General features: G+C 42.3%; 19 protein-coding genes and 1 riboswitch. Of the genes, 9 read left to right on the plus strand and 10 right to left on the minus strand.

Going from position 1 to position 22,007, the window contains the following annotated elements:
* Positions 1-63: 63 nt before the first annotated feature.
* Positions 64-1,383: a Na+/H+ antiporter family protein gene (locus NCCP2331_RS14550; RefSeq protein WP_228551054.1), complete on the plus strand. Its 1,320-nt coding sequence runs from the start codon at positions 64-66 to the stop codon at positions 1,381-1,383.
* A gap of 41 nt (positions 1,384-1,424) precedes the next feature.
* Here NCCP2331_RS14550 and metE read toward each other — a convergent pair whose 3' ends face one another.
* On the minus strand, positions 1,425-3,716 hold the full coding sequence (gene metE, locus NCCP2331_RS14555) for a 5-methyltetrahydropteroyltriglutamate--homocysteine S-methyltransferase (RefSeq protein WP_251671599.1): 2,292 nt from the start codon (positions 3,714-3,716) through the stop codon (positions 1,425-1,427).
* Between the two features lie 696 nt (positions 3,717-4,412).
* Here metE and NCCP2331_RS14560 point away from each other — a divergent pair.
* The gene (locus NCCP2331_RS14560; RefSeq protein WP_251671601.1) at positions 4,413-6,602 is read left to right on the plus strand and encodes a malate synthase G; all 2,190 of its coding nucleotides are present in this window, start codon (positions 4,413-4,415) and stop codon (positions 6,600-6,602) included.
* 140 nt (positions 6,603-6,742) lie between these two features.
* Entirely contained in the window at positions 6,743-7,282 is a 540-nt protein-coding gene (locus NCCP2331_RS14565) for a hydrolase (RefSeq protein ID WP_251671603.1), read from the plus strand.
* Between the two features lie 46 nt (positions 7,283-7,328).
* Here NCCP2331_RS14565 and NCCP2331_RS14570 read toward each other — a convergent pair whose 3' ends face one another.
* The 3 genes from NCCP2331_RS14570 to NCCP2331_RS14580 form a co-directional block, all read right to left on the minus strand.
* Positions 7,329-7,886: an SLOG family protein gene (locus NCCP2331_RS14570; protein ID WP_251671605.1), complete on the minus strand. Its 558-nt coding sequence runs from the start codon at positions 7,884-7,886 to the stop codon at positions 7,329-7,331.
* Complete coding sequence (locus NCCP2331_RS14575; protein ID WP_153721848.1) at positions 7,883-9,040, minus strand: acyl-CoA dehydrogenase family protein; 1,158 nt, start codon at positions 9,038-9,040, stop codon at positions 7,883-7,885. Before NCCP2331_RS14575 ends, NCCP2331_RS14570 begins: the two co-directional genes overlap by 4 nt.
* A gap of 177 nt (positions 9,041-9,217) precedes the next feature.
* On the minus strand, positions 9,218-10,123 hold the full coding sequence (locus NCCP2331_RS14580; protein ID WP_194841103.1) for an AEC family transporter: 906 nt from the start codon (positions 10,121-10,123) through the stop codon (positions 9,218-9,220).
* Positions 10,124-10,522: 399 nt separating this feature from the next.
* On the opposite strand from NCCP2331_RS14580, the gene NCCP2331_RS14585 reads away from it, so the two are divergent.
* Positions 10,523-12,211 (plus strand): methyl-accepting chemotaxis protein, encoded by a 1,689-nt coding sequence (locus NCCP2331_RS14585; protein WP_251671607.1) that lies wholly within the window; start codon positions 10,523-10,525, stop codon positions 12,209-12,211.
* Between the two features lie 33 nt (positions 12,212-12,244).
* Here NCCP2331_RS14585 and thpR read toward each other — a convergent pair whose 3' ends face one another.
* Positions 12,245-12,793, minus strand: a complete 549-nt coding sequence (gene thpR / locus NCCP2331_RS14590) for an RNA 2',3'-cyclic phosphodiesterase (RefSeq protein WP_251671609.1) — start codon at positions 12,791-12,793, stop codon at positions 12,245-12,247.
* 177 nt (positions 12,794-12,970) lie between these two features.
* Here thpR and NCCP2331_RS14595 point away from each other — a divergent pair, with 177 nt between their 5' ends.
* A complete protein-coding gene (locus tag NCCP2331_RS14595; RefSeq protein ID WP_251671611.1) occupies positions 12,971-13,762 on the plus strand; it encodes an HAD family hydrolase in 792 nt (263 codons plus the stop codon).
* A gap of 49 nt (positions 13,763-13,811) precedes the next feature.
* On the opposite strand, the gene serA is transcribed toward NCCP2331_RS14595, so the two are convergent.
* Positions 13,812-15,398 carry a phosphoglycerate dehydrogenase gene (gene serA / locus NCCP2331_RS14600; RefSeq protein ID WP_153721852.1) on the minus strand — a complete coding sequence of 529 codons (1,587 nt, stop codon included), beginning with the start codon at positions 15,396-15,398 and terminating at the stop codon, positions 13,812-13,814.
* Between the two features lie 618 nt (positions 15,399-16,016).
* Here serA and NCCP2331_RS14605 point away from each other — a divergent pair.
* A complete protein-coding gene (locus NCCP2331_RS14605; RefSeq protein ID WP_251671613.1) occupies positions 16,017-16,328 on the plus strand; it encodes a thioredoxin family protein in 312 nt (103 codons plus the stop codon).
* Positions 16,329-16,370: 42 nt separating this feature from the next.
* Here NCCP2331_RS14605 and NCCP2331_RS14610 read toward each other — a convergent pair whose 3' ends face one another.
* Entirely contained in the window at positions 16,371-16,640 is a 270-nt protein-coding gene (locus NCCP2331_RS14610; RefSeq protein ID WP_251671615.1) for an AbrB/MazE/SpoVT family DNA-binding domain-containing protein, read from the minus strand.
* A 149-nt stretch (positions 16,641-16,789) separates the two neighbouring features.
* A riboswitch (SAM riboswitch) is annotated at positions 16,790-16,896 on the plus strand.
* Between the two features lie 93 nt (positions 16,897-16,989).
* On the opposite strand from NCCP2331_RS14610, the gene metA reads away from it, so the two are divergent.
* Together metA and NCCP2331_RS14620 are read left to right on the plus strand one after the other, a co-directional pair.
* Complete coding sequence (gene metA / locus NCCP2331_RS14615) at positions 16,990-17,898, plus strand: homoserine O-acetyltransferase MetA (protein WP_251671617.1); 909 nt, start codon at positions 16,990-16,992, stop codon at positions 17,896-17,898.
* 86 nt (positions 17,899-17,984) lie between these two features.
* Positions 17,985-18,689 carry a YetF domain-containing protein gene (locus NCCP2331_RS14620; protein WP_376776829.1) on the plus strand — a complete coding sequence of 235 codons (705 nt, stop codon included), beginning with the start codon at positions 17,985-17,987 and terminating at the stop codon, positions 18,687-18,689.
* 45 nt (positions 18,690-18,734) lie between these two features.
* Here NCCP2331_RS14620 and NCCP2331_RS14625 read toward each other — a convergent pair whose 3' ends face one another.
* Both NCCP2331_RS14625 and NCCP2331_RS14630 read right to left on the minus strand, forming a co-directional pair.
* Complete coding sequence (locus NCCP2331_RS14625; protein ID WP_153721856.1) at positions 18,735-19,394, minus strand: HAD family hydrolase; 660 nt, start codon at positions 19,392-19,394, stop codon at positions 18,735-18,737.
* A 106-nt stretch (positions 19,395-19,500) separates the two neighbouring features.
* Positions 19,501-20,136: a spore coat protein gene (locus NCCP2331_RS14630; protein ID WP_153721857.1), complete on the minus strand. Its 636-nt coding sequence runs from the start codon at positions 20,134-20,136 to the stop codon at positions 19,501-19,503.
* A gap of 126 nt (positions 20,137-20,262) precedes the next feature.
* Between NCCP2331_RS14630 and NCCP2331_RS14635 the strand changes: the two genes are divergently transcribed.
* Entirely contained in the window at positions 20,263-21,546 is a 1,284-nt protein-coding gene (locus NCCP2331_RS14635) for a glycoside hydrolase family 18 protein (RefSeq protein ID WP_251671619.1), read from the plus strand.
* Between the two features lie 41 nt (positions 21,547-21,587).
* On the opposite strand, the gene NCCP2331_RS14640 is transcribed toward NCCP2331_RS14635, so the two are convergent.
* Positions 21,588-21,731, minus strand: coding sequence for a hypothetical protein (locus tag NCCP2331_RS14640; RefSeq protein WP_194841104.1), 144 nt, complete (start codon positions 21,729-21,731; stop codon positions 21,588-21,590).
* Between the last annotated feature and the right edge of the window lie 276 nt (positions 21,732-22,007).

A 22,007-nucleotide genomic window follows, 5' to 3' on the forward strand; every position in this document is an offset into this window, starting at 1 on the left:
TATTCGCAGGTTGTTGTAAGCGCTTGCTTCAAGGGCGCAGATAGAAGACATGGAGATGAGAAAATGTTATTTAATACAGTTGTAGTATCCGTCGTTATAATGGCAGTACTAAGTTTATTCCGAGTGAATGTAATTTTCGCTATTTTAGTGGCTGCAGGAGTGGCGGGTCTGATGGAAGGGCTTTCTTTATCAGATGCCACGTCCATGCTCGTTTCAGGAATGGGCGGACAGGCGAATACCGCGTTAAGCTATATTTTGCTCGGGATGTTTGCCGTAATGATCGGCATGTCAGGAATTGCAGGATTTTTAGTGAAGAATTTAGTGAGAATATTAAGAGGCAAGCGGATTATTTTATTATTAACAATTGCTCTCGTTGCCTGTTTCTCACAAAATTTAGTACCGATTCACATTGCATTTATTCCCATTTTAATTCCGCCAATGCTGCATTTATTTGATAAAATGAAAATTGACCGCAGAGGTGTTGCGACAGCGCTTACTTTCGGATTGAAAACGCCGTATATTATGATTCCTGCGGGATTCGGTTTGATCTTCAAAGGAATTATTGTTGATGAAATGGTTGCAAGCGGAATGAATATTACTCTTTCCGAAGCTAACTTGGCTATGTTGATTCCAGGCAGCGGTATGATTGTCGGACTATTGGTTGCTGTATTCATTTCCTATCGTAAGCCGCGTGAATATGCAGATGATGATGCAGAGAAAATCAATATTCTGAGAGAAGAAGAAGCAGAAAATATTGACTTGAAATTTAATATCCGCCATGGCTTTACAATCGTTTCAATTATTGCCGCGCTGGTTGTCCAGCTGACTACTGATTCGTTGATACTTGGTGCGCTGGCGGGGATCTTCCTGATGTTCGTCCTGACTGTTATTCCATTTAAAGACGGGGAAAAGGTCGTAAATGACGGCATCGCGATGATGGGTATGATTGCTTTCGTCATGCTGATTGCTTCTGGTTATGCTACTGTACTGAAAGAGACAGGAGCTGTAGAAAGTCTTGTCGATTCAGCTACAGGAATACTGGGTGACAATAAAATGATGATCGCCTTTATCATGCTGATGGTTGGTCTCTTGATCACAATGGGGATCGGTTCTTCATTCGGGACGATTCCGATTATTGCCGCACTTTTTGTTCCAATCTGTATGGCGGTCGGATTCTCGCCTCTTGCTACAGCCGCTTTAATCGGTACAGCAGGAGCACTGGGCGATGCTGGATCTCCGGCATCAGACAGTACGCTTGGACCGACATCGGGTCTGAATGCAGACGGCAAGCATCATCATATTTGGGATACATGTGTACCGACATTCCTGCACTTCAATATTCCATTAGTTATTTTTGGTGTCATTGCCGCAATGGTTTTATAAAATAAAAAGAGCAGACCTGATTTACGGGTCTGCTCTTTTAGTCATTTTGTTGCGGTAACGCCTAAACGCTCACGTGCCTGCTCTGTTGCTTTAACCATATGTTCTAGAGCTGCGATTGTTTCTTCGCGCTTTCTTGTCTTTAAACCGCAGTCCGGATTAATCCAGAACTGTGAAGGATCCAGTACTTCCAATCCTTTGTCGATGATTGCTGTCATTTCTTCTATTGCCGGCACACGAGGGCTGTGGATATCATAGACGCCGAGACCAATTCCTTTATCATAGTGATATTCATTGAACGACTCGACCAGATCACCGTGGCTGCGTGACGTTTCAATGGAAATAACATCTGCATCCAGTGCACTGATTGCATCGATAAAGTGGTTGAAGTCACAATAGCACATATGCGTATGGATTTGCGTCGTGTCTTCTACCGAGGCAGTCGCAACCCGGAATGCATTCACTGCCCAATTTAAGTAGTGATCCCATTCTGTTTTCTTCAATGGAAGTCCTTCACGCAGTGCGGGCTCGTCTACTTGGATCATATGAATACCGGCTGCTTCAAGTGATTCGATCTCTTTGCGAAGTGCCAGAGCAATTTGATTTGTGACTTCTTCTCTTGGCAGGTCATCTCTTACGAAAGACCAGTTCAGAATAGTGACTGGACCTGTCAGCATTCCTTTTACTTCATGATCCGTCAGCGACTTTGCATAGACGGATTCCTCAACAGTCATCGGCTTTGTGAAAGCAACGTCTCCATAAATGATGGGAGGCTTGACGCAGCGCGATCCATAAGACTGAACCCACGCTTTCTCAGTAAAGACAAAACCATCCAGTTTCTCGCCGAAATATTCAACCATATCGGTACGTTCGAATTCACCGTGTACCAGGACGTCCAGACCCAGCTCTTCCTGAATTTTAATCCATTCACTGATTTCTGCATTGACGAAATCCTTATACTGCTGATCTGTGATTTCACCTTTGCGCCATTTTGTACGTGTCCTGCGCACTTCCGGTGTTTGCGGGAAACTTCCAATTGTAGTAGTGGGAAGTAAAGGCAGTTGAAATTTTTCATGCTGCTTTGCTTTACGCTCTGCGAACGGTAGATTGCGTTTGCTGTCTGATAGTATACTGCCTGATGAAGCTTCGCGTATATCTAGGCGCTTGCGGGCAGACAGTTCATTGAATGCAGTCAATGCTCTTTCGCTGTCAGCAAAGTCTGCCGCTGTTTCTTTACCTTTGTGCACTGCGTTGCAAAGAGCGTTGATTTCTCTGATTTTCTCATCCGCAAATGCCAGAGCATTGGTGATGACGGAGTCCAGTTTCTGCTCGGAACGGATTGTTACAGGTACATGTAGGAGGCTGCATGACGGTTGAATCCATAGTTTTTCTGCGCTTGTATACTGCTTGATTGTCTGAAGAAGGGATAGTTTAACATCTAAATCAGAGCGCCAGATGTTTCGTCCGTCCACTATGCCCGCACCTAAGATTTTATCGCCGGGGAAGCCGTGGGTTGTCAAGTTTTCAAGGTTCTTTTTACCGCCGTGTACGAAATCAAGACCGATTCCTGCAACGGGCAGGGCAATTGTTTCTCCGTAATGTTCAACAGAGTCGAAATACGTCTGCAGCATAATATTGAGACTGTCGATATTTTTCGTCAGCTGAAGATAGATTTCTGTTACAGCTTTCATTTCATCTGCAGAGATGGAAGTACAAAGAATGGGTTCATCGATCTGAACCCACTTTACGCCCTCCTCCTGCAGTTCCTGAAGTATCTGCTGATAGAGGGGGATCAGCTGAAGAATGATCGCCGGAACGTCTTTGTCTTCATAGCCTTTTGATAATTTCAGCAGCGTATAAGGACCGAGAAGTACAGGCTTCCCTTCAATATTGAGTTCTTGCTTTGCTTCGCGATAGGCAGCCAAAGGTTTGTTCTCCGTCAGCTGAAAACGCTGGCCTTCATATTCCGGTACGATATAGTGATAATTCGTATTGAACCATTTGGTCATTTCCGATGCAACTGCATCGTCATTTCCGCGTGCCATCGAAAAATATTGTGCAGTCGAAACCGGACCGCCTTTCCACTGATAACGGGAAGGAATGATTCCGAACATTGCGGAAGTGTCTAGTACGCGGTCGTACAATGTGAAATCACCTACCGGAATCTGTTCCACTCCTGCTTCTTTCTGCTTTTTCAAGTTATGCAGCCGGATCTCTTTAGTTGTCTGAAGTAGTTCCTCTTCTGTAATTTTCTTCGACCAGAAGGCTTCAAGTGCCCTTTTCCATTCACGATTTTCTCCGATAACGGGATAACCCAGTATACTGCTTTTTACCATTTTTCATTTCCCCCTTACATTTTTTCAATAAAAAAGCATCTCTAACGAAGTATGTTAGAGATGCGCGTATGTGTAAATATACATGCGTAAATAAGCATGCATTACAATTTGCGTGTGTCTAACACCTCCCTATTCACCGTAGGATTAAGCGTTATGAAAACAGGCAGGTATCTGGCTGGACGCAAAGGCGTCTTCACAGTGGCGGGACCGCTCCAAGAAAAGGATTCCCTTTTAAGAAGTGAAAGACATGACTCATTCTTTCATTTCACCTATTTTCAAACTATTCAATTCAGATGATTGTCTCTAAAACTATCACAAGGGGATTGTAGTGTCAAATAGATCTGACTCATTATAACTTATTAATTTTACGCCTTACAGTAAAGTATATTGACTCGTCAAATTGTTAAATAGTCATGGAGGAAGGAGAAATGAACTGTTATATAACTGTTTGAAAAACAATAGATTGACGGCTGAATTAGATAGTGTTGAAATTTTCACAATTCAGTTGAAAGTTATCTAGACTTTAGGTATGATAAGTACTAACACGACTTCAAATTAGGACATGAATCGTCAATTACAAGTCGCTTTCTTGATCAATGGCTGTGGGGGCAACTATGATCAATGCTGAAGAATCGTGTTCGATGCCGTATGTTATACAACAGAGCGGCAAAAAATCTTAAGGGGTGGATTTATTCCATGACAAACTATGAAAAAGTTGGTAAACTGCAAGTTGCAAACGAGCTGTATAACTTCATTAATGATGAAGTTCTATCAGGCTTAGAAATCCAAAAAAATCAATTTTGGTCAGACTTTGATTCACTTATTCATGAACTTGCTCCTGAAAACAAAGCGCTGCTGGAAAAACGTCTTGACCTGCAGAAGAAAATTAATGAATGGCATCAGAAAAATAACGGAAAAATTGATCCAAATCAATATAAAGATTTTCTTAAAGAAATCGGCTATTTAGAACCGATTGCAGAAGACTTCCAGGTAACGACTTCGAATGTAGATGAAGAAATTGCAGTACAGGCAGGCTCCCAGCTGGTAGTACCTGTCGATAATGCACGCTATGCTCTGAACGCAGCCAATGCAAGATGGGGAAGTTTGTATGATGCATTATACGGAACAGACGTCATCAGTGACGAAGGCGGCGCAGAAGCAGGGGTGCAGTACAATCCGATCCGCGGTCAGAAAGTAATCGATTTCGCTAAAAACCTGCTGGATCAGGCAGCTCCTCTGTCTGAAGGGTCTCATGCTGATGCGGCAGCGTATACAGTAGCAGACGGCAAGCTAGAAGTCACACTGCAGAATGGCAATCAAACAACTTTACAAGACACTTCTCAATTTGCCGGTTACAATGGTACGGAAGACGCTCTGTCCGCTGTATTGCTGATAAATAACGGCTTGCATATCGAAATTGCGATTGACCGCGGCCATCCGATCGGAAAAGACGACGCAGCGGGCGTAAAAGATCTGATTATGGAAGCGGCGCTTTCTACATTAATGGACTGCGAAGACTCTATCGCTGCAGTGGATGCTGAAGATAAAGTCGGCGTTTACCGCAACTGGCTGGGTCTGATGAAAGGTGACTTGGAAGCTTCTTTCCAGCGCGGCAGCAAAACGGTTACGAGAAGAATGAATCCTGACCGTACGTATAAAACGGCGGACGGCAAAGAACTGTCATTGCATGGCCGTTCATTAATGTTCGTACGCAATGTTGGTCACTTGATGACAAATAACGCAATCCTTGATGAACACGGCAATGAAGTACCGGAAGGGATCCTGGACGGTGTCATCACTTCACTGATTGCCACACATAATTTGAAAGAAGACACGGAATTCAAGAACTCCCGTCACGGTTCAATCTATATCGTTAAACCGAAAATGCACAGTCCGGAAGAAGCTGCATTTGCGAATAAACTTTTCGACCGTATTGAAGATGTGCTGAAATTAGAACGCAATACATTAAAAATTGGTCTAATGGATGAAGAACGCAGAATGTCGTTGAACTTGAAATCTGCAATCAATGAAGTGAAAGAGCGAATTGCCTTCATCAACACGGGATTCCTAGACCGTACGGGAGATGAAATCCATACGTCGATGGAAGCCGGCCCTGTGATCCGCAAAAATGATATGAAAGCCTCTAAATGGCTTGCTTCCTATGAATCTTCAAACGTTGCAGTAGGAATTCAAGCAGGACTTCCAGGACATGCGCAGATCGGTAAAGGAATGTGGGCAATGCCTGATATGATGGCTGCGATGCTGGAACAGAAAATCGCTCATCCGAAAGCGGGCGCCAGCACAGCATGGGTGCCTTCACCTACAGCAGCTATTTTGCACGCACTGCATTATCATGAGGTGAATGTGAAAGAAGTGCAGGCGGGTGTCGACAGCTCGATTGATTATCAGGACGGTATTCTTGAAATTCCGCTGGCTCCAAACTCTGATTGGCCTGCTGAAGAAATTCAGTCTGAACTGGATAATAATGCGCAGGGAATTCTTGGCTATGTGGTCCGCTGGATTGATCAGGGGGTTGGGTGTTCAAAAGTTCCGGATATCAATGATGTCGGTTTGATGGAAGACCGCGCAACATTGCGTATTTCAAGCCAGCATATTGCAAACTGGCTGCGTCACGGTATCTGTACAAAAGAGCAGGTACAGGAAACTATGGAACGCATGGCAAAAGTGGTGGATGAGCAAAATGCCGGAGATGAATTATATCAGCCAATGGCTCCAAATTACGGCGACTCTGTTGCATTCCAGGCAGCTTGTGATCTGGTATTCAAAGGCGCTGAACAGCCGAGCGGCTACACAGAGCCGATATTGCACGCACGCCGTATTGAGGCGAAAGAAAAAGCGAAACAAGAAGCAACTGTACAAAACTAAAGATATACCGTCACGGAGAGTCAACCGACTTTCTGTGACGGTTTTTCAGTTATATTCAAAGCCGGTGTTCCAGATTTTTTCTAATAAATCTGTAAATATGTTATACTATCGGCAATAGTAGAAGAAGGGGGAGAATAGATATGTTGCAGAAAGATCAAACCGTTTTTGTACTCGTGGATGTGCAAGGAAAACTTGCCCAAATAGTGAATGAAAGTGAAAAACTGCACGAAAATCTTGAAAAAGTGATAAAAGGATTGCATGTTTTAGACATTCCAATCCTCTGGCTGGAGCAATATCCTGACGGGCTGGGACCCACTACAGAATCTTTATCGAGTTTGTTGAAAGGGCAGGAGCCGATTGCCAAAATGACTTTCAGTGCAGCCGGCAATGAAGAATTCATGAAACAGCTGAAAGCTACAGGCAGGAAACAAGTTCTTATTGCGGGAATTGAAACACATATTTGTGTCTATATGACTGCGGCGGATTTAGTGAAACAGGGATATGAAGTTGAAGTCATTGAAGACGCTGTCACTTCACGGACCGAAGCGAATAAACAAATCGGTCTGCAGAAAATGAAAGGTCTCGGCATCGCAGCTACTTGCGTGGAAACAGCCCTTTATGAACTGGTAGGTCAAGCAGGCACAAGTGGGTTTAAACAAGTATTGAAAATCATAAAATAATAGAAAAAAGCGAACTGCCTTTGTTACACATTGGCGTTCGCTTTCTTTATTCCCATTTTTCACGCTGCAAATCTTCCGCAATAAGCTGCAAATCGTCAGCAGTAATAGTCAAAAGTTCATATTCAGTCGTTTCTGCCAGCTGTGTGGCCATCTGCTTAATGAATTTTGGAGAACCTTCATTTTCTTCATCGTATACAAGGAGCAGCGCATCTGAGTTACGCAGAAGAAATTTATTCTTTTCTACAAATTGCCAGGGCGCCTCATACGGTTTGTTTGTCAGACTCACAGAGTAGTCTGACATCGCGATAATCTGTTCATACATTTCTTTCTTCTCGTCATTCCAGTTAGCCTGCTGATCCAGGAATGGAGTGATGACCGCATATTGCAGCTCCGGATAGTCTTCTTGCAGTTCCCATACACACTCGACCGCCCAAGTCTCGACTCCAAGCTGGCCGCTGACGATCACCCATTCTAATCCCTGATCGAGCAAGGAGAGAAGTCGATCTGTCAGTGCTTTTTTTATGATCGCAATGCCGGGATGCTGCTCATTAAAAATCCCTAATTCATGTGCTTTATAGCCGCTGACGAGTACGCGTTTACTCATTGCTGTCCGCTGATTGCGGCTTGAGCCAATTTTGTGATAGTCATATCATCCATCGGCGGGTTATGAAGGCCGGCGCGCACATCGCGGTAATGGCGTTGAAGGGGGTTGGAAAGTTCCAAACTTTTTGCGCCTACAATCCGCATTGCAAGATTGACTATTTCAATTGCGCTGTTCGTGACAATCGACTTAGCGACTCCTAGTTCGTTCTGTAAATGAATACGGCGTTCGGGATTATCATAAATCCCAGCAATGTCATAAAGTAAATGACGCGCTTTAATCAATTCTAAATCCATTTTGCCGATTTGTGTCTGAATATTAAACAGCGAAGCAATCGGTTCATTCATGCTGTTAGGCTGGTATGTTGAAGCAAAATGGACAGCATAATCCCGTGCTGCCTGTGCAATACCGAGATAACAGGCCGGTATATGCAGCAGCCAGCCATTTTGTTTGCTGCCTGGGCGCAGTTCATTCAATTCAACTAGCTGTTGATCCTGAACTTTCACTTGTTCCAATACTAATGTTTGGCTTTCTGTCCCGCGCATCGAAATCGTATGCCAGGTCTCTTTAATAGAAAGTCCGTCTGCTTCACGCGGGATCAAAAAGAATCCAACTCGCTGTTTTTCTTCCACCCAGGCTGAAACAAGAAAATGGGTGAGAACAGGAGCCATAGTAGTGAAGGTCTTTTCGCCAGTTATGATCCAGCCATTTTCGAAACGTACCGCTTCTGTTTGCGGCCGACCGCCGCGAGTAGGGCTGCCGCTCTGGACTTCAGTAGCTGAACGGTTGACCAATGCTCCATTTTGGATGGCTTCGCTGAAGTGTGTTAATTGTTCAGCAGACCAGATGGTTTTCTCGAAAATTTCACCGGCGGTTGCCTGATGCCAGCCGATTGCAAGAGCTGTCGAGCTGTCAAACCGGGCAATTGTCTCTTGGAAGAGCACCATATCCGTTACCTTGATTCCGGCTCCGCCGAACTGCTTGGGTAAGATTAACGAAGTATAGCCCATTTCAACAAGTTTTTGTATATTCTCTTTTGGGAATTTGGATTGTCTGTCAGACTGCTCTGAAAAGCTGCTGAAAAACGGACCTGCCTCGGTCAATTCATTGACCCACCGGCGTTGAAAGTCCGTTGTGATAAAAAGTTCTGTCGACACGAGTAACACGTCCTAACTGCTTCAGTCTACATTCTTCTATTGAGTAATTCTTTAGAGTCTGTATGTATAAAAACAAGAAATCCTTGAGTATCTCCTTCAAGGTCATGAAATTACAGTATACTAGAAAACTAAACAAAATACCATTCAGACGAACAAAAAACTAGCAGGAAATACAGATTACGTCATGACTAAATAAAGTACGATCGGAATAGTCAATAAGCTTAATAAAGTTGTAGCCAGTGTTGTAAAAGAAACGAGATCAGGCTCTGTTCCAAACTGTACAGCAAACATGGTTGTATTTGCTGAACCAGGCATTGCCGCTTGGATAATAAGCACAGCTTTCAGCAAGTTATCGACAGGAAGGAACAACAAAATAACGACCGCTATTATAGGAGAGAAAACCATTCGGATAAGTGTAGCTGCTGTAACATAGCGGTAGGCAACGCGCTTGCGAACAATCATTGCCAACTGCATGCCGAGAACAAGCATCACTACAGGAATGGAAGCGTCTGCTATCAAATCAACCCCCTGCATCATGGAGTCTGACAGGTTAATCGACGTATATTGAAAAATGACACCAAGGATGGCGGCATAGATCAATGGCATTCGAATGACCCGCTGCATGGAATCGCGCCACGTTGCCTTCGCTTCACCGCCTATTGAAGCGAAGAAAATGCCGATGGAGTTCATCAGGATCGACTGAAATACCATCATGATAACTCCATAATCAAAAGCTTCCGAGCCGAAAGCAAATAATACCACCGGTACGCCATAATTCCCGCTGTTCATGAAAGCGGCGCTCAGTATCATTGCAGAACGTTCAGACCGGGATGCTTTCATTGCACTTGCTGTGATCCAGACCGTTATGAATAACACGATCAATAATATGAGAGCAAATGCAGCAATATAGAGATACGTGCTGTCCAACTCATTTTTATAGAAAGTACGAAAAGCTAAAAATGGTGACATTAAGTAAAGCGCTGCCGTGGAGAGCGTCTTAATGTCGAATGAAAGAAATTTCTGGCCGATGAAGCCGATTAGGAAGATAAATAATACAGGTGCGATAATACCGATAAGTTCCAAGAAAATTCCGTCCTTTCTAAGCTGCCACTCTATTATAAACAATTTTGAGTAACAGAATCTATAGGTTTCTGCAGAAGAACGAAGAAAATAATATTTATACAACGAATTGTATAAAAATGACTGTGAATGGCATGTGCAATAATGAAAGAAATTGAACAGGCAGGGAGTAAAGAACCCTTTCAGATTCAGGCTTTAAAGAACTGGTTTAATAACTAACACTAGTTCGAATGACTTTATGTTTTTATAAAAAGACATAAAAAGACAAATGATTATAGATTGCTTTAAATTTTTAAAACAGTAAATCTCCTTGTATACGAGTACAGCATATTGCGGTATAATTATTTATAAATGAATACCTTTGTATAAGTATTCATTCATTTGAATAAAGGGGATGAAATCGTGAAATTCACGGTGGGCAGGAAAATTTGGGTTGGTTTTTTAAGCGTTGGCATTATTATGGTTATTATAGGGGCAATAGGTTATTTGTCTTTAAAAAATGTCAATGAAAAATATCGTTTTTTAATAGATGACCGTATGTATAAAGTAGTTTTACTTGAGCAGCAAATGAGTGATCAAAACTATTTAACAAGCAGTATCCGCGGGTACATGCTGCATGGGAATGATACCTATCTATCTGAAATTCAAGAAAAACAAGAAAGTAATCAAGTTCGTTTGGAAGAGTTAGATAAGATTATACATAATAAAGATATGAAAGACGCTATTTTAGAAATTCGTGCGGCAACGACAAATTACGATGGCGTCATAAGGAATATAATAAGTCAAATAGAAATAGGTGACCGTGACAGAGCGCTGCAGACTGGAACGAATGGTGCAATTTATCAAGAGATTATCTCAACTAATATACAAGCCATGATTAAGTACCAAAAAGAACAGCAAAACCAGGTTGAAAAGCAAGTGGAAGGTTATACAAATGCTGCAATCTTACTGATGGTTGTACTCATCGTGCTTGGCTTGATCGGAAGTATCATTATTACTATTATCATCAGCCGGTTAATCAGCCGTCCTGTTCAACAAATGACAAGTGCGCTCAATAAAGTATCAGCCGGAAATTTTGCTTTGGATGAAGTAACTATCAAAAACCGGGATGAAATCGGGGATATGGCGACAGCCTTAAATTCGATGGTTGCAGATTTGCGAGGCATCATTCAGCGGGCAAAAGATTCAGCGAGTCAGCTGGCTGTTCAATCAGAAGGATTATCTGCCAGTGCGGAAGAAAGCTTGGCTGCTTCGGAAATGGTTGCAGAGATTTCCGAGAAAAATCTGCAGACAAGTGAAGCACAGACACACATAGTCAGTCAGTCTACTGCTTCAATGGAAGAAATGATAACGGCGATTGACCAGATTACAGAGGATAATGAAGAAATGCTTGGTTCTTCCGAAGATGTCGCCCGTTTGGTAAAAGAAGGTTCTTCATTGATGAATGAAACGACAGATCAAATGAACAATATCAGCCAGACGATTGGTGATTCGATGGTGACAATCAATGAATTGGCCGCCCGTTCAGAAAACATTAGAAATGTAACCGCCATGATTACGAACATAGCGGAACAGACAAATCTATTAGCATTAAATGCGGCGATTGAAGCAGCTCGGGCAGGGGAACACGGCAAAGGCTTTGCAGTCGTTGCTGACGAAGTGCGAAATTTGGCGGAACAGTCCAAACAATCTACTCAGGAAATCGGCCGAATGATTGACACGATTATTGAAGATGTGACAAAGGTTGTTGCAAGTACCGATGAAGGCCATAAACGTGTAGAGGAAGGGCTGGCATCGACCGAGAAAACGAATGCAGTTTTTGCGAGTATCGAACATGCGACATCAGATGTCAGTGAAAAAGTTTCCACTGTTTCCGCGGCTATTGAAGAAATCCGCGCGATGACAGATGAAGTGGCAGCTGGTTCTAAGCGCGTAGAAGAATTAGCGATCCAGGCTTCTGCAGAGGCACAGTCGACAAGTGCTGCAACAGAAGAACAGCTGGCAGCAAACGAAGAGATTACCTCCAGTTCCCAAACATTGGCGGTGCTGGCAGAACAGCTTCAAAGCGATATGGGCCGCTTTCAAATATGATTAAATAGAGAAAAGCTGATTGCAAACACGCAATCAGCTTTTTTTCAAGGGGAAATATTCTATCGATTCGTAGGAAGGTATAACGTTTGGATTGATTTTAAACAAGGTGAAGCCATTTATATGAATGGGAATAGGTATTATTTCCTCTTTCACCAATTGCATTTTATCAGCAGTTTTACGTTTTTTTGCAATCGTCACATGCGGAACAAATCGTGTATCCTTTTCCAAGTCCAGTATTTTTTCAGTCCGTCTGGCAATCTGTCTCTGCAGGTTGCACATTGCGTTAACCTTTTTAACTGAAAGATAGACAACACGAGGACCGGTAGACGAACCGAAAAATTCTAAACCTGTAAGAGATGTAGAGAAACATGGATGGTCACTCGCGATCTTATGCAGGGAAGAAATGAGCATTTCTGCGCTTTTTTCGTTCATCTCTCCTATATACCGCATGGTTATATGCAAATCATCCTTGTGCGGAAGGACTTTATATTTTTCTTTTAACAGATATTTGACGCGAAACTTTTCTGCCAGCTCTGAAGCGGAATCAGCGGCCGTGATGCCGATAAAGTAATGTTGAGCCACTTTTCAGTTCACCTCCTGCTTATTAGATTCCCTTCTCTGCAGATAACTATGCATGGAAGGCAGAAAATTTGCATTTACATGATAAAGATGAGGAGCAAACTGACAAACTGGCAGGGGAATGTGTATAATTAAAGATGTATCTAACGTAAAAGCAGAAAAGAGAAGGGGGCAGGCGATATGATCAAAACACTGATATTTGATTTGGATGATACGCTGATTTGGGATGCAAAAAGTATTGCCATGGCATTTCAGAAGACATGTGAATATGCTACGAAAAAGACAGGTGTTAACCCGGTTGAGCTTGAGAAAGCAGTGCGCCAGGAAGCTAGAGAACTGTATGCAGCTTATGAAACTTATCCTCATACACAAAATATAGGCATCAATCCATTTGAAGGTCTTTGGGGCGTATTTGATGATCCGGGTGAAGAATTTCAGAAAATGAAAGAGATTGTTCCGGGTTACCAGCAGGATGCATGGATTAAAGGACTGAAGAAGTCAGGCGTGGATAATGAAGCTTTTGGAAGAGAGCTAGCGGAGGTGTTCCCGAAAGAACGGAAAAATCATCCCTATATTTACGAAGAAACATTTGATGTGCTGGATCGTTTAAAAGGGAATTATCAGCTGATTTTGCTGACGAACGGGTCTCCTAGTCTGCAGCAGATCAAGTTGACGATTTCTCCGGAGATACCGCCGTATTTCGACCATATCATCGTGTCCGGAGCTTTTGGTAAAGGCAAACCTGATGCAACGATTTTTCAGCATGTCCTGGATACTTGCGGTATAACTGCGGATGAAGGACTGATGATCGGTGATAATCTGATGACCGATATACTCGGCTCAAGCAGAGTGGGTATGAAAAATGTATGGATCAACCGTGAAAGCAAGCTGCCTGTCGATGGAGTGAAACCGACGTATGAGATTGACCACTTAGAAAGTTTATTTCCAATACTATCCCAACTTACAAACTAAAAACATAAAAAATCCAGCTGATTTTCTATCAGCTGGATTTTTGTCATTCTTATAGATCAACCGCTTTTGCATCATGGATATTTTGGACTTCTTTAATACGGGAAACAGAAGCAGACTCCACATGGTGATCGACTGTAAGCATCATGATTGCGTCTCCGCCTTCAGCAGAACGTCCTACCTGCATTGCAGCGATATTGATATTTTCTTCTGCAAGCAAAGTACCTACGCGGCCGATTGCGCCTGGCTGGTCAATGTGGCGGATGAACAGCAAGTGACCTTTAGGGATAGCGTCCACTACATAGTCATCTACTTTTACGATGCGCGGTCCCAGTCCGTTCAGAAGAGTACCCGCTACTTTGCGGATGCCTTTCTGTGTAACGATTTCTACTGTGATTAAGTTAAGAAAACCTTTAGCAGTCGTCGTTTTCTGTTCATTTATTTTTATGCCATAACGGTCAGCCAAAAGCTTTGCATTCACGTCATTTACAGTTTCGCCAAGATTACGCTTCAGCAAACCTTTTACTGTGTTGCGTGTTAATGCACGTACATCATAGTTCGCCAATTCGCCTGCATATTGAATATTAATTTCTTCAATAACAGAGTTTTGAATTTGGGACAGGAACATACCAAGCTTTTCAGTTAGATCGAAGAAAGGCTCGATTTTTGCTAATACATCACGAGAAACGGATGGCAAATTTACCGGGTTGCGAACAGATCCGATATTGAGGAAGTTCACAACGTCACGGCTGACATCTACTGCAACAGATTCTTGCGCTTCAATTGTGCTTGCTCCTAAATGAGGTGTAGCAATCACTTGCGGCAATGTCAGCAATTTGTGGTCAAGGAAAGGCTCTTCTTCAAATACATCAAGCGCTGCTCCGGCAACCTTCCCGGCAACAATTGCATCATACAAAGCATCTTCGTCAATGATTCCGCCGCGTGCACAGTTGATGATCTGAACGCCGTCTTTCATTTTTTCGAATGCTTCTTTATTAATCATTCTGCGAGTTTCTTTCAGTAATGGCGTGTGGACGGTAATGAAATCTGCTGCAGCCAGTACTTCATCTACTGTTCCGATCTCAATGCCTAATTTTTTAGCAATGTCTTCTGTCAGGAATGGGTCATATGCGACAACGCTCATACGCTGACCTTTAGCACGGCGTGCAACTTCTGCTCCGATTCTGCCCAGCCCGATAATACCGAGTGTTTTATCCTTCAGTTCGACCCCAAGGAAAGATTTACGGTCCCATTTATTGTTCTTCAAAGAATTGAAAGCCTGAGGAATTTTCCGTGCCATCGCCATCATCATCGCGACAGTGTGCTCAGCTGCTGAGTTTGTATTACCGTCAGGAGCATTGACAACAATGATTCCTTTTTCAGTTGCTGCATCCAAATCGATGTTATCGACGCCTACACCTGCACGGCCGATAATTTTCAATTGATCTGCAGATTCTAATAATTCTTTTGTTACAGTAGTTTGACTGCGCACTAGAAGGGCGTCGAAACCTTTAATTCTGTCTTTCAGCTGATCTGGAGTCAAATCTGTATCAATAACAATTTCAAAACCTTCTGCCTGCCTTAATGGAAAAATACCATCCTCGCTGAGTGGGTCACTAATAAGTACTTTAAAAGCCATGATTATCATTCTCTCCTTCAGTAATTTGTTTTGGTCCTGCATTCGGGTAATGAGCATTCATCTGATCAATCGTCTATGTAAGCTGCGCTAACCTCCTTTTAGGAAAAATAAAAAAGCCTTCCACCCCTTACAATACGTAAGGGGCGAAAAGCTCGATTAACTAACGCGGTACCACCCTTGTTTTGCTGCCGGAGCAGCCTTCATTCAGCATGCGTAACGTGCATGTGACGGATCGGCCTACTGAATATTCAGCCAATCAATTCGGAAGTGCCGCCATCCTAAGAATTTGCTGACTCTCACCACATCATCAGCTCTCTAAGAAATTCTATTACGGAAAGGTATGTCTTCGTCAAAATTGTTTTGCATGTATTAAATTTAGAACTAATCATAACACGTCCAAAACAATTGTCAATTACTTTTAAGCAAAAAATCAAAAAGTATTAAATGCGAACGTATCTTATTGAATATATTGTGAACATTCGTGTTTGGATGATGAAAACGAAAGAAATGCACTTAATATCAAGTTTGTTCTGTAAATTAGATAAGTCGTCAAGAGAGAAGAAGGATAGTAAACAATGCTATAATGACGGCAGAATAAGTAGAAAAGAGGTTATATTTATGAGGAAACTTGAGACTTTGGAACAATTTGACGAGCTGAAGAAAGAAGAGCGTGTAATTTTCTTGTTTACTGCAGACTGGTGTCCTGATTGCAGAGTGATCGAACCGTTTCTGCCGGAGTTGGAAACCGAGTTTTCGGAGTATGAATTCTTTTCTGTTGACCGCGACGATTTCATTGACCTTTGCAGTCAGCATGATATTTTTGGCATTCCCAGCTTTGTCGCTTATAGCAAAGGTAAGGAATTGGGACGTTTCGTCAGCAAGAATCGCAAAACAAAAGAGGAAATTGAAGAGTTTATCAATAGTTTATAAGCACAAACAGAAACCATCCCGCGAGTTGGGATGGTTTTCCTGTTACTCCATATCACCAATCTGTTTCCGCAGTATTTTTGCACCTTCGGGACTGATGAATAATCCGTTAGATAATTCCTTGTTATCTTCGTTTACTTCACCGGTTATGAAACAAGCTTTGTTAACTTGGTATTTCCTCAAGATGATCTGTTCATCTTCCGAAAAGATTTCTATTGGATCCCCTTTGACAATTTGCAGAGTTTGACGAAGTTCTTTTGGAATGACGAATCTGCCAAGATGATCGACTTTGCGAACAATACCTAAAGATCTCATGGATGCCTCCTTCGGAAATAATAGTCTGTATGTCTATTATACGGAAAATTTTGTTTTATACAATTTGATTGGCTGGAATGAGCAGAACTATTTGATAATTCCGCTATACAATTTATATATTAATGTTATAATAGTCTGTAATTACATAAAACTTATCAAGAGAAGCTGAGGGAACTGGCCTGATGACGCTTCAGCAACCTCTGTGCAAACAGGAAGGTGCTAACTCCAACAAGATTGTTTTCTTGAGAGATAAGAATGATATCCCGAACCTCATTTTCTTATCTATAGGAAAATGAAGGTTTTTTTATTGAAAATAACTGGCCGAGTGAATGGCCAAGGAGGAAGAAACATGCCGATTAATATACCGCAGCAGTTACCAGCAGGAGAGTTACTGAAAGAAGAGAAGATATTTGTGATGGATGAGAATCGAGCGGTTGCACAGGATATCCGCCCGTTAAATATATTAATCCTAAATTTAATGCCTGAAAAGGAAAAGACGGAACTGCAGCTGCTGAGATTGCTGGGTAATACACCGCTTCAGGTAAATGTGACATTTTTGAATACCGCCTCTTATACATCGAAAAATGTCAGTCAGACACATTTAGAGACATTTTACACAACTTTTGAGCACGTTAAAGACCGCCGTTTTGATGGAATGATTATTACAGGGGCACCGATAGAACTGATGCAGTTTGAAGATGTAGTTTATTGGAAAGAGCTGGAAGATATTATGGATTGGACCAAGACGAACGTGACCTCAGTCCTTCATATTTGCTGGGGAGCACAGGCTGCACTTTATCATCATTACGGAATTGATAAGTTTGAACTGCCGGAAAAGTGTTTTGGTGTATTTGCACACGAAGTCTATGATCAGACAGTAAATCTTTCACGCGGTTTCAATGATGTATTTGTAGCGCCGCATTCAAGACATACAGGTGTATCCATTGAAGAAATAGAGAAACACCCAGATCTGACCCTGCTTTCTGTTTCAGAAGATGCGGGAGCGTTTATCGTCATCTCCAACGATGAAAAACATATTATGGTGACAGGTCACTTGGAGTATGATGCGCATACATTAGACAGTGAATATAAAAGGGATGTTGAAAAGGGAATGGAAATTGATGTTCCTGAAAATTATTATCCGAATGATGATCCAAATCAGGAGCCGATGAATACATGGCGTTCTCATACGCATTTACTGTTTTCCAACTGGCTGAATTACTACGTCTATCAGGCAACTCCATTCGTATGGAATTGAAAGAGCCGGCTGCTTCTGACATGATGAGCGTATAAGTCCATCCGTTTCACACATACTCCATACAATGGAGGTGTACGTTTGTGAATATAGATGAATTTTGGGAGTTGGCTTTCTGGGAAATGACACTTCGGACAGTGCTCTCCTTTGTGGTACTCTTGATCCTGGCGCGTTTTATGGGGAAAAAGCAAGTATCGCAGTTAACGTTCTTTCATTATGTAACAGGGATTACTATAGGTTCGATTGCGGCTAACCTGGCAGGAGAGTCGGAAACGCCTTTCTTGAATGGTTTGTATGGAATGATATTATGGGCAGTTTTGACAATTGTCGCTAATTACTTATCATTCAAATCAATCAAACTGCGTGTTTTATTGGACGATAAACCGATGATTGTGATTGAAAATGGTGAAATCATTGAAGGTTCACTCCGCAAATTAAGACTGAGTTTTAATGATCTGAATATGTTGCTTCGTGAAAAGTCCATATTTTCCATGAAAGAAGTAAATTATGCGATATTCGAAACAAACGGAAATCTCAGTGTGATGTTGAAAACAGGGGAGGAACCGGCCACCAAGAAAGATGTGCAGGCTTCATCACCTCCGCCGAAATATATTCCTACTGAAATAATCACAAACGGCAAAGTGGAAGAAAAGAATATGCGAGAATTGAAGCTGACAGATGTATGGTTGACAAAGCAGCTGGAACAGCAGGGAATCGCAAGGCCGGAGCAAGTGCTGTATGCAGAAATTCAGACGGATGGCAGTCTGTATGTTAATACATTGAAAAGTGTTTGAACTAAATGTCGCCGCATGTCAGGTTACTGGCGTGCGGCGACATTTTTACAGTATTTGCCAGGCACGCTGCTTGGCAATCGCGGCAAGTTTTGCATCAGGTCTGACGGCAACGGGATGACCCACTTGTTCCAATACAGGCAGATCTGAAATGCTGTCCCCATAGGCAAAGCTTTTTTCCCATTCCACTGTCTTCCCTTCCAAAGCGCAGTAAATCATCTCATTTTTACGCTGTCCTTGAATATGTAAGAAGGGCTGGTCCATCGCTATATGCTCCCCATTGACAGGGATTTCGGTTCCGATGATTTCATCAAAGGTTAAATGGCTCGTAACTGCAGTCAAAAATGGTGTGTAAGCACCTGAAACCAACAGTACGTGATAACCTTCTTCCCGATGTTTAGCGAGTCTATTGACGACGTCTTCATTAAAATCACTTGACATCTCGTCCTGCATTTCTTCGAAGTAAACCCGAAGCTGGGGAATTGTCAGTGTTTCCAATGCCTTCAAATAAAGCATCATGGAACGTTCTTTCATGACCGGTTCCGGAAGCATTTTTAATTTGTAACGAATATACAATGGCAGGATGGACCGGTAAAACTTGCCGTAATATTGCTGATAGGCCGGATGTTTTTTTAAATGTTCCATCAGGAGTTTAAACGTTTCTTTCGTATATAACGTGCCGTCAAAATCAAAAATTGCAACTTTCATTCAGACACCCCTCAGTTCATTCATCTCCTTACAGTATACAAATATAATGAGTGGAAAAGCAAAAAAGCAGGCGGAGAGAAAAAATCTCCGTCTGCAATGAGGTGAATTACTGAAGGTTTTTCGGCATACTTGGCTGTCCTTGTGAAGGAGCATATGAGTTGAGAAGCATATTCATATCCTGGCTGTTCAGTTGCGGTACTTGGTAGTAATGATGTTTGTTTTGGTAAATCGACAACTCATATGCCATTTCAATGCAGTTTGGAATCGAATCTGCTAATACACGGCGTACAACAGGGTTACAAACTTCAAGAGAAGCAGCAGTCTTGCCTGTGGCGCCTTCTTTAACTGCACCCAGCAAGAAACCTGATACGATTTCATCCGTTATCTCCGCTGTGGATTGGATCGGCTTGGAAGGCGCTTTTTCTTTCATCCCATAGACAAAATCACTGTTTTCCTGCATTTGATATCGCTGTGTAGGATGTGAAGGATCTTTTCCGCTTTTGAAACACTCGACTGTAATATTGTACTCGTCCAGCATAAAACGATACTGGCGGTCCAGAATATCCAAGAGTTCCGGATCTTTTACGTGCGGACGCAGCAACATGGATTGATTCAGCGCACCTACTGCTGCATTTAATACTTCGTGCACATCAAAAAGTTCATGACCGCCATGGTTCATTGAGGGTGTTACTGGACCGTCATGCATGTGCTGGGATGTCTCGAATTGATTTGTCAAATACATTTCCTCCTTCAATTATAATTCACATCAACGGTAGTATGAGAAGAAAAGGATAAATTATTCATCATGCATATTTTGACTGTCCCGACAATATCTTTGGTAGAGACTAGAAGAAAGGTGTGTTTGGATATGCAAATTCATGTTGTGCAGCCGGGAGAAAGTTTATATATGATTGGCAAAATGTATGGTGTACCGTACCAACTGATCGCTCAAGTCAATGAACTCGTGAGTGAGACGCGTCTGGCAATTGGACAAGCATTAGTGATACCAATTATCGGCACTTATTATTGGGTGCAGCCGGGCGACAGTCTTTACAAAATCGCACAAACTTATGGAATTTCTTTTGAAGAGCTTGCCAAGATTAATGCCATTAATCCTGCGGGTATATTAAGAATAGGACAGCGTTTATACATTCCTCAAGAGAAAAAGACGCCGATTGATGCGTTGCTGTATGTGGAGCCACGTAACCCGGTAAGTCAGGATATGCTTGCGGAAGTGAGGGAGCGAGTTGAACAGCTTACATATTTAGCGATGTTCAGCTATGAAGTTCAGCGGGACGGTTCTTTGAAGGCACCTGAAACAGCAGATATTCTGTCCATTGCAAAAGACGCTGGAGCGGTTAATATGCTTGTACTGACAAACTTAGAGAACTATGGCTTCAGTGCAGAGCTCGGACACGTGTTATTTACAGATCAAACCGCACAAAATAACATGATTAAAAATGCCATCGATACGGCGAAAGCTTCGGGATATGGAGACGTTCATTTTGACTTTGAGTTATTATTTCCCGAAGACCGTGCATTATATAATCAAATGCTGCGTAATGCACGTGATCAAATCCATAAGGCGGGACTGACACTATCGTCTGCGCTTGCCCCGAAAGCGGGCGAGGTGATGACAGGAATCTACGGAGCGCATGATTATAAGGCACATGGGGAAATTTGCGACTTTGTAGTCTTGATGACATATGAGTGGGGATATACATACAGTGCCCCGCAGGCCGTCAGTCCAATTGGTCCAGTCACAAAGGTGGTGGAATATGCTGTCAGTCAAGTTCCAAGAGACAAAATCTTTCTTGGTCAAAATTTATACGGCTACGATTGGACGGCACCATTCGGCCAGGTGGAAAGTAAGCCAGCCACCGCGCTCAGTCCCAAAGCTGCGACGAATCTTGCAATCGATCAAAATGTGTCGATCGAATACGACGCTTTATCTCAAGCACCTCATTATACGTATTATGATGAGCAAAGCATCGAGCATGAAGTGTGGTTTGAAGATGCAAGAAGCATTAATGCGAAGTTTACGCTGCTTAAGGATTTTAAGCTTCGCGGTATTATGTACTGGAAACTCGGCTTATCGTTTCCACAAAACTGGCTGTTGCTGGAGGACCGGTTTACTATCCGGAAACGATAAAAATAGAGCCTTCCTCAGAGGGAAGGCTCTTTAGCGTCATTTTATTCATTAGTCAGTGCTTTTACAGCGTTTTGGAAAAATTCCATGTCTGGATTTACGAGTAAGGCGGGTAAGAAAGCAAAAGTCATGATGAGCAGCAGATTAGCTCCTATAATTGAGCGGATTGGGTTGTTTTTCTTTGTCATATTGCTTCGCCTCTTTCTTTTCGTATTGTTTCTCCCGCTCAGGCAAAAGCCACTGTTCTGCTAGCTCCGCGCAGATTGTTTGAATAGATTAATAATACTATATATTCTGTTTATTGTAAATGGGAAATTTCTAATTAATACATAAAACTGACACAAAAATTGGAGCAAACGGAATAAAAAATAAAAAAATCTTGTAACTTACTATGGTTTCAGTGATAATATTGGAATACACAGAAATATTTCGAACAATTAAAATTCAATTTATTCAGTAGAATT

The organism is Sporosarcina sp. NCCP-2331 (assembly GCF_023707945.1).
GTDB lineage: Bacteria > Bacillota > Bacilli > Bacillales_A > Planococcaceae > Sporosarcina > Sporosarcina cascadiensis.